The sequence below is a fragment of the Listeria grandensis FSL F6-0971 genome (genome assembly GCF_000525835.1).
Classification (GTDB): Bacteria; Bacillota; Bacilli; order Lactobacillales; family Listeriaceae; genus Listeria_A; species Listeria_A grandensis.
This window is the reverse complement of record NZ_AODD01000040.1, coordinates 1-8,578: the sequence shown is the minus strand read 5'-3', so window position 1 is coordinate 8,578 and position 8,578 is coordinate 1. Positions and strand designations below refer to the sequence as shown.

Below are 8,578 nucleotides of genomic sequence, written 5' to 3'. Positions count from 1 at the left end.
TCGAAATTTTCGTGGACTCCGAAAAATCCAAGGGAGGGATTTATCTGCGCCCCCTAACAAATTTTTTTCGGGTCTAACGGGCCGTTTCAGCTTTTCGGTTTAGATCTAGCTTCAAAGGCCAGACCCTCGAAATTTTCGTGGACTCCGAAAAATCCAAGGGAGGGATTTATCTGCGCCCCCTAACAAATTTTTTCGGGTCTAACGGGCCGTTTCAGCTTTTCGGTTTAGATCTAGCTTCAACGGCCAGACCCTCGAAATTTTCGTGGCCTCCGAAAAATCCAGGGGAGGGATTTATCTGCGCCCCCTAACAAATTTTTTCGGGTCTAAACGGGCCGTTTCAGCTTTTCGTTGTCATTGGTCAAAATAAGACGAATTACTCGGTTTTTCACAGAATCCGTGTTATGATACTCTAGAAAAATCACAAAAAAGGATGGTGACAGGTATGATTTTAGTCATCGATGTTGGGAATACAAACATCACAATCGGCGTCTACGAAGGCAAAGAACTACGCAAACATTGGAGGATGACAACGGATCGTCACCGTACATCAGACGAACTCGGCATGATGGTTTTAGATTTTTTTCAATACGGTGATATTTCTTCTAAAGCCATTGAAGGTATTATCATTTCATCTGTCGTCCCACCAATCATGCATTCTCTGGAAGCGATGTGCTATAAATATTTCGAAATTAGGCCACTTGTTGTTGGTCCGGGCATCAAAACTGGCCTAAAACTACAGGTCGATAACCCGCGCGAAGTTGGTGCTGATCGAATTGTTAATGCAGTCGCAACGATTGAAGAATACGGAGTCCCTACCATTATCGTGGATTTTGGAACGGCGACGACATTTTGCTATATCGACGAGAAATCGAGCTATCACGGCGGAGCCATTGCGCCAGGCATTATGATTTCAACGGAAGCCCTCTATAATCGCGCTGCAAAACTTCCGCGTGTAGACATCACAGAAGCGCCTAAAGTCATTGGCAAAAGTACCGTGACATCGATGCAGGCAGGTATTTATTACGGCTTTATCGGCCAATTTGAAGGCATCGTTAAAGCGATGAAAGAACAGACGAATACAGAGCCAACCATCGTTGCAACAGGTGGTCTCGCGAGGCTCATCAGTGGGAAATCAGATATAACGGATATTATAGACCCATTTTTAACATTAAAAGGGTTGCGAATTTTATATGAACGAAATCAATCAAACGATAAAGGAGTTAATGATAGTGAGTGATTATTTAGTAAAAGCTTTAGCATATGGTGGCAATGTCCGTGCGTACGCTGCAAGAACAACAGAAGCGGTGAGTGAGGCGCAACGCAGGCACGACACGTGGTCTATCTCATCCGCAGCGCTTGGGAGATCGATGACAGCGACCCTCTTTTTAGGCGCGATGCAAAAAGAAGATCAAAAAGTCACCGTCAAAATTGAAGGAAATGGTCCAATCGGTCCGATCATCACGGACAGTAATACACAAGGTCAAATCCGTGGCTATGTTACCAATCCGCATGTGCATTTCAGTGAGCTTAATGAATTTGGTAAATTAGACGTTCGTCGTGGTGTCGGTACAGAAGGAACATTGGCAGTCGTTAAAGATATTGGCTTACGTACTAATTTTACAGGTCAAATTCCCATCGTCTCGGGTGAAATTGGTGAAGATTACACGTATTATCTGGCAAAATCTGAACAAATCAATTCCTCACTTGGCGTGGGTGTGCTCGTGAATCCCGATGATACAATTGAGGCAGCAGGTGGTTTTATGCTTCAGCTACTACCAGGCGCAGACGACACAATCATTGACGAAATTGAAAAAAACTTGAAAGATTGCCCAACCATTTCTCGTCTCATCGAAGCGGGAGAAACGCCTGAACAAATATTGGCCAGGCTTGCTGGTGGAGAAGAAAACCTGCAAATTCTCGAAAAAATGCCTGTAAGCTTCGAATGTAATTGCTCCAAAGAACGATTTGGAAACGCGATAATCTCGCTAGGAAAAGATGAAATTCGCCAAATGATTGAGGAAGATCACGGCGCGGAAGCAGAATGCCATTTTTGCCGTAATAAATATCACTTTGAAGAATCTGAATTAGAAGCGTTCTATGAAGAAGCAAAATAAAAATGGGAGGACAGTCCGAATCTGGGCTGTCTTTTAAATTTGACAAAGTATGTCGGGATTGATTAAAGTAGAGGGAAGAACTACGAAGGAGTGTTGAGAAAATGAAGATTGCAAACTCAATTACAGACTTAATCGGGAATACGCCCATTGTGAAATTAAACAGATTACCAGAAGCAGGAAGCGCAGAGGTATATGTGAAGCTAGAATTCCAGAATCCGGGTGGTAGTGTCAAAGATCGGATTGCTAACGCGATGATTGAAGATGCAGAACAATCAGGTGCATTAAAAGCAGGCGACACGATCATTGAACCGACGAGTGGCAACACGGGGATTGGGTTGGCAATGGTTGCAGCAGCGAAAGGATACCGTGCGATCTTCGTTATGCCAGAGACAATGAGTTTAGAGCGTCGCAAGCTACTCCAAGCGTATGGTGCAGAATTGGTTCTAACACCAGGCCCTGACGGCATGAAAGGCGCGATTGCAAAAGCTAATGAATTAGCAAAAGCACACGGCTATTTCGTACCACAACAGTTCCATAACCCAGCTAATCCAGCTGTCCATGAGTGTACGACAGGTCCAGAAATCGTCGAAGCATTCGGTAAAGACGGCCTAGACGCGTTTATCGCAGGTGTAGGAACGGGTGGAACAGTATCCGGAGCAGGGCATATTTTGAAGAAAAACTACCCAAATATAAAAATTTACGCATTAGAGCCAGAGGAATCCGCAGTGCTTTCCGGCGACTCACCATCACCACATAAAATCCAAGGAATCGGTGCAGGATTTATTCCAGATACACTAGACACAAAAGTATACGACGGCATTCTCAAAGTTTCGAGCGAAGACGCATTGGAAACAGCTCGAGAAGTCGCTAAAAAAGAAGGGATTCTAGTAGGGATTTCCTCGGGAGCAACGATATTTGCGGCCTTGAATTTAGCAAAAGAACTAGGCGCAGGCAAAAAAGTGTTAGCAGTTGTAGCCAGTAACGGCGAACGTTATTTGAGTACCGCGTTATACAACTTCGAATAAATCTCATAGACTTCTAACAAAAAACACAGTAAAATTTCGCGAACGTGCAGTAATATAGTACTTGTAAGACCACAACAAATAAGTCGATTTCCGTTACTTCCTCGTGATGGAAAGCAAAAACCAACGTGCCACCAACACGTTGGTTTTGTTGTTGTATCGAGGTTTTTCTCGAAGTAGTAGTATGAATACAGGCGTGGTAAGTGTTTGTTGTGTCATGCTTTGCGCCTTCGTGTCTAGCCGAAACAACCAGCTCCTCGAAAACTTCACGCCCTCCGCAAAAACCGAGAGAGGGTTTTCACTGCGGCCGCTCCAGTTTTTTTCGGAGCTAACGGGCTGTTGCGGCTTTTCTTTATTTCTCATCAAATTCTAACAAAAAACTCAGTGAAATTTTGTTTTAGAGGGTTATTATATATTCATAAGCTAACAACAAGCAAAACCAAGTTTCATTTTTTCCCTTTTTAAAATGAAAACTTAACACTCCCTTTTTGACCAGCGCGGTTACTCCCTTTTCCGCGCTGGTTTTTTGTTGCGCACTAAAGGCAATGTGATCCTCAAAAATGTGAAGACGTGATATACTTATTTAAAAAAAGAGGTGAGTTCATTGAGTAAAACATGGCTGAAAAATCATCCGACTATGATTATGGGCATTTTAAACGTAACGCCTGATTCATTTTCGGATGGAGGGGAATACATAACGGAGACTCAAATCAAAGATAAAGCAATGCAGATGGTACGAGATGGCGCGGCAATCATTGATATTGGCGGTGAGTCAACGCGGCCTGGCTACAGGGAAATTCCTGTGGATGAAGAGATCGCCCGTGTGATTCCAGCAATCAAGGCTGTTCGGGCTGTGTTACCAAACATATGGATATCCATTGATACATGGAAATCGGAAGTTGCGCTTGCTGCGATTCAAGCGGGAGCAGATATTATTAACGACCAGTGGGGAGCTAAGCGAGATCCGAAAATAGCTCAAATTGCTGCGGCCTATTCAACGCCGATTGTTTTAATGCATAACCGCCCGAATCGGGAGTACGATCATTTTATGACGGATGTAAAAAAAGATTTGCAAGAAAGTATCGAAATTGCTAAAAATGCGGGTGTTCCGAGTCACCATATCCTACTCGATCCTGGTTTTGGTTTTGTCAAAACACCAGCGCAAAATCTGGAAATTTTACGTAAAATTGATGAATTAGTGGCAATGGGGCATGAAGTTCTTCTTGGGACGAGTCGGAAATCTACTATTGGACTTGTTCTAGATTTACCAGTAGATCAAAGAGTGGAAGGTACCGGCGCGACGGTTGTCTATGGGCAAACGAAAGGCTGCACTATTTTTCGCGTACATGATATCCAGCCGATTGCCCGCATGATCGCGATGACCGACGCCATTCTCGGCAATGTCGAAGTGCCGAACAATTAAGGAGGAACTTTTAAAATGGACAAAATATATTTAAATGAGCTAGCTTTTTATGGCTATCACGGGGTGCTGCCAGAGGAAAATAAGCTAGGTCAAACATTCATCGTCTCACTCGTATTGGGGCTTTCTACAGAGGTGGCTGGGAAAAGCGATGAAGTAAATGATACAGTGAGTTATGCGGATGTTTACGAAACGGTAAAAGAGATAGCAGAAAACAAGTGCTTTAAACTCATCGAAGCTCTCGCAGAAACGATTGCAACCACTGTTCTGTGCGACTATCCACTGCTTAAAGAAGTCACAGTTAAAGTTATCAAGCCAAATCCGCCGATTCCTGGGCACTATCACTCAGTAGCTGTCGAAATTACGAGGACTGCAAACCATGCATAAAGCCTATTTATCCATTGGAACAAATATTGGGAATCGTGAAACCAACTTAGAAAATGCATTGAAAGCATTGAACAAAAGCGCTGCGATTAAAATAACACGTGTTTCAGGGGTTTATGAAACAGATCCAGTAGGTTTTGAAGACCAAGCCACATTTTTAAATATTGCAGTCGCGCTTGAAACGACACTAGACCCGGAAACACTACTACAAACAGGTTTGGCGATTGAGAATGACTTAGGACGTGTTCGCGAAATTCGCTGGGGACCACGCTTGATCGATATCGACTTACTTCTATATGATGATGTGATCCAGCAAACAGAAACGCTAGAGCTTCCCCATCCTAGAATGAACGAGCGGGCTTTTGTCATGATCCCATTGCAGGAAATCGCGCCAACCGTTGCAGCTCCTCTTTTACGCAAAGAAATTTTACAAGATCAAGGAATTAACAAGGCAGACACGAAGCTGGATTGGTAAATTTGGCACTTGCGCTTTCAATCAAATATGTTACCATAACAATATTGTTTTTAAAAGGAGAAATCAACTGCTTAGATCACGGAGCACAGAGCTATGAGCGGTTATTTTATTTCAAGAAAGAAGGGTTATTCTATGTGGAAAATCGGCAATGTACCCATTAAAAATAGAGTTGTCGTCGCGCCGATGGCAGGGATCTCGAACTCCGCGTTCCGCCTGACGGTAAAAGAATTCGGCGCTGGCCTTGTATGTTGCGAAATGATAAGCGATAAGGGGATTGCGCATCGTAACGCTAAAACACTAGACATGCTCTACATTGATGAAAAAGAGAAGCCGCTAAGCCTGCAAATTTTCGGCGGGGATAAAAATATATTAGTAGAAGCCGCTAAATTTGTCGCAGAAAACACAACCACGGACATTATCGACATCAACATGGGCTGCCCAGTTAATAAAATCATCAAATGTGAAGCTGGTGCAAAATGGCTTCTCAATCCTGATAAAGTGTACGATATGGTCTCTGCTGTAGTAGACGCCGTCGATAAACCAGTGACTGTAAAGATGCGCATAGGTTGGGATGACGAGCACGTATTCGCCGTCGAGAACGCCCAAGCTGCAGAACGTGCCGGAGCAAGCGCCATCGCGATGCATGGTCGGACCCGCGTTCAAATGTACGAAGGCAAAGCTGACTGGAATGTTCTAGCCGAAGTTAAAAAGAATATCAAGATTCCATTCATGGCAAACGGAGACGTCCAAACGCCCGAAGATGCCAAAGCGATCCTTGAGAAGACTGGTGCAGACGGTGTCATGATCGGCCGTGCCGCACTAGGTAACCCGTGGATGATCTATCGTACCGTACACTATCTAGAAACCGGCGTGCTACTCCCAGAACCAGAACCGCGCGAAAAAATCGAAACAGCCCTGCTCCATTTGCGACGCCTTATCTCATTGAAAGGCGAAAGCATTGCTGTACGCGAATTCCGACAACATGCAGCATACTATCTAAAAGGTGCTCGCGGAAGTACCCGTGCTAAAGTGGCGGCTAACCAAGCAACCAAGTACGTAGAAATGGAAGCTATTTTACGAGGCTATGTCGACCAACACGAAGAAAAACTTATGGCAAAACAATAAAGTTTAAGTTGTCTCATCGTATTTGGAGGCAACTTTTTTCAAATAAAACTAGATAAACAAGCCCAATTGAGCGTATAATAAAACTATCTGTATAACTTGAAAAGAATAGGAGTGTCAAATATGTCCCACGAGAACCATGAAGAACTTAATGATCAGCTAATTGTTCGCCGTGAAAAGCTGGATACATTGCGAGCGGAAGGAATCGATCCATTCGGCGCGAAGTTCGTCCGTACGATTAGCCCAGAAGAAATAGTAAGTCAGTACGAAGGCAAAACAAAAGAGGAGCTAGAAGAAGCCTCCATCGAAGTTTCTGTCGCAGGACGTATCATGACCAAACGAGTAAAAGGGAAAGTTGGCTTTACGCACATCCAAGACCGTTTCCATCAAGTTCAAATCTATATCCGTAAAGACGGTGTAGGAGAAGCGGTTTATGACGTTTTTAAATTAGCGGACTTAGGTGATATTGTCGGCATTAAAGGAACGATTTTCTTGACCAATACTGGAGAATTATCCGTTAAAGCATCAGAATTCACCATGCTAAGTAAAGCTCTACGTCCATTGCCAGATAAGTTTCACGGTTTAAAGGATGTAGAACAACGCTACCGACAACGCTATTTAGACCTAATCACAAACGCAGAAAGTCAACAACGCTTCGTGATGCGCAGTAAAATTATGAAATACACACGTAACTATCTTGACAATATTGGCTATTTAGAAGTAGAGACACCAGTTCTGCACACAATCGCAGGTGGAGCGGCAGCAAAACCGTTCATCACACACCATAATGCTTTGGATATGCAACTATATCTTCGTATTGCATTGGAGCTTCACTTGAAACGCCTTATCGTAGGCGGCATGGACAAAGTGTATGAAATAGGTCGCGTATTCCGTAATGAAGGTGTTTCAACTAGACATAACCCAGAGTTTACAATGCTAGAAACCTATGCTTCGTTCGAGAATTTTGAAGATATTATGGAACTAGTAGAAGGTCTTATCTCCACCGTTTGCCAAAAATTACATGGCACAACAGTCATCACATATGGAGAAGATCAAATTGATTTGACACCTAATTGGACCCGTCTACATATGGTAGATGCAGTTAAACAATACGCGGGCGTCGATTTTTGGAATGTGCAAACAACTGAAGAAGCACAAGCATTAGCGAAAGAGCACAATGTTCCGATTACAAAACATATGACATACGGACACATCCTAAATGAATTCTTTGAAGTATTTGTTGAAGAGAAGCTTATTCAACCAACATTCATTTATGGGCATCCAATTGAAATTTCACCGTTAGCTAAAACAAATAAAGAAGATGGACGTTTCACGGATCGCTTTGAAGTATTCATCGTAGGGCGTGAACATGGTAATGCATTCTCAGAATTAAATGATCCAATTGATCAACGTCAACGATTTGAAGCGCAAGTATCTGAGCGCGAGTACGGTAATGATGAAGCGCACAGTATGGATGAAGAGTTCTTGGAAGCCTTGGAGTATGGTTTACCACCGACTGGGGGGCTAGGTATAGGAATGGACAGGCTAGTAATGCTTTTGACTAATGCCCCGTCTATTAGAGATGTTCTATTATTCCCGACAATGAAATCAAGAGATTAAACTTAATAAAATCGTGTTTTTGGACAGGCTCGAAAACACGATTTTACTCTATAAAAATCTAGTTTGAAAAACTTTTTTTTAAAATGTGAACTTTTTTTGTCAAATATACTTGCCAAGGTCTCCAAAACGTGATATATTAGTAAACGTTCCAGCGAATAAATAAAAGCAACCAAGAGTCAAAAATATTTTTTTGGAAAAAGTTCTTGACAAACATCGCTAGGAAGTGTAAGATATAAGAGTTGCCGCTAAATGAGTTTGGCATCTCGAAATGACCTTTGAAAACTGAACAGAAACAAAGATAAAACCAAGAAGACAGCAATGTTTTCGGGTAAGAATCACAGGACGGAAATAGAGAGCTATTTCCACAAGTAATACTAGTAAAATTATTTGCTAGCGAAGTCAATTTGACGCAAGGATCTTA

8 protein-coding genes are annotated in these 8,578 nt (G+C 42.8%); all 8 read left to right on the top strand.

Features of this window, described 5'->3' with window-relative positions:
- The first annotated feature begins 442 nt into the window (after positions 1–442).
- The 8 genes from PGRAN_RS15085 to lysS all read left to right on the top strand — a co-directional run bounded on the left by PGRAN_RS15085 (position 443) and on the right by lysS (position 8,157).
- Positions 443–1,237, top strand: a complete 795-nt coding sequence (locus PGRAN_RS15085) for a type III pantothenate kinase (RefSeq protein WP_036068501.1) — start codon at positions 443–445, stop codon at positions 1,235–1,237.
- Positions 1,230–2,114: an Hsp33 family molecular chaperone HslO gene (gene hslO / locus PGRAN_RS15080; RefSeq protein ID WP_036068499.1), complete on the top strand. Its 885-nt coding sequence runs from the start codon at positions 1,230–1,232 to the stop codon at positions 2,112–2,114. Before PGRAN_RS15085 ends, hslO begins: the two co-directional genes overlap by 8 nt.
- A gap of 101 nt (positions 2,115–2,215) precedes the next feature.
- Positions 2,216–3,139 (top strand): cysteine synthase A, encoded by a 924-nt coding sequence (gene cysK, locus PGRAN_RS15075; protein WP_036068496.1) that lies wholly within the window; start codon positions 2,216–2,218, stop codon positions 3,137–3,139.
- A 634-nt stretch (positions 3,140–3,773) separates the two neighbouring features.
- On the top strand, positions 3,774–4,559 hold the full coding sequence (folP, locus tag PGRAN_RS15070) for a dihydropteroate synthase (protein WP_036068504.1): 786 nt from the start codon (positions 3,774–3,776) through the stop codon (positions 4,557–4,559).
- A gap of 15 nt (positions 4,560–4,574) precedes the next feature.
- Positions 4,575–4,943 carry a dihydroneopterin aldolase gene (gene folB / locus PGRAN_RS15065; RefSeq protein WP_036068493.1) on the top strand — a complete coding sequence of 123 codons (369 nt, stop codon included), beginning with the start codon at positions 4,575–4,577 and terminating at the stop codon, positions 4,941–4,943.
- Positions 4,936–5,415: a 2-amino-4-hydroxy-6-hydroxymethyldihydropteridine diphosphokinase gene (gene folK / locus PGRAN_RS15060; RefSeq protein ID WP_036068491.1), complete on the top strand. Its 480-nt coding sequence runs from the start codon at positions 4,936–4,938 to the stop codon at positions 5,413–5,415. Before folB ends, folK begins: the two co-directional genes overlap by 8 nt.
- Before the next feature lie 132 nt (positions 5,416–5,547).
- On the top strand, positions 5,548–6,540 hold the full coding sequence (gene dusB, locus PGRAN_RS15055) for a tRNA dihydrouridine synthase DusB (RefSeq protein ID WP_036068490.1): 993 nt from the start codon (positions 5,548–5,550) through the stop codon (positions 6,538–6,540).
- A 120-nt stretch (positions 6,541–6,660) separates the two neighbouring features.
- Positions 6,661–8,157, top strand: coding sequence for a lysine--tRNA ligase (gene lysS / locus PGRAN_RS15050; RefSeq protein ID WP_036068488.1), 1,497 nt, complete (start codon positions 6,661–6,663; stop codon positions 8,155–8,157).
- Positions 8,158–8,578: the final 421 nt, after the last annotated feature.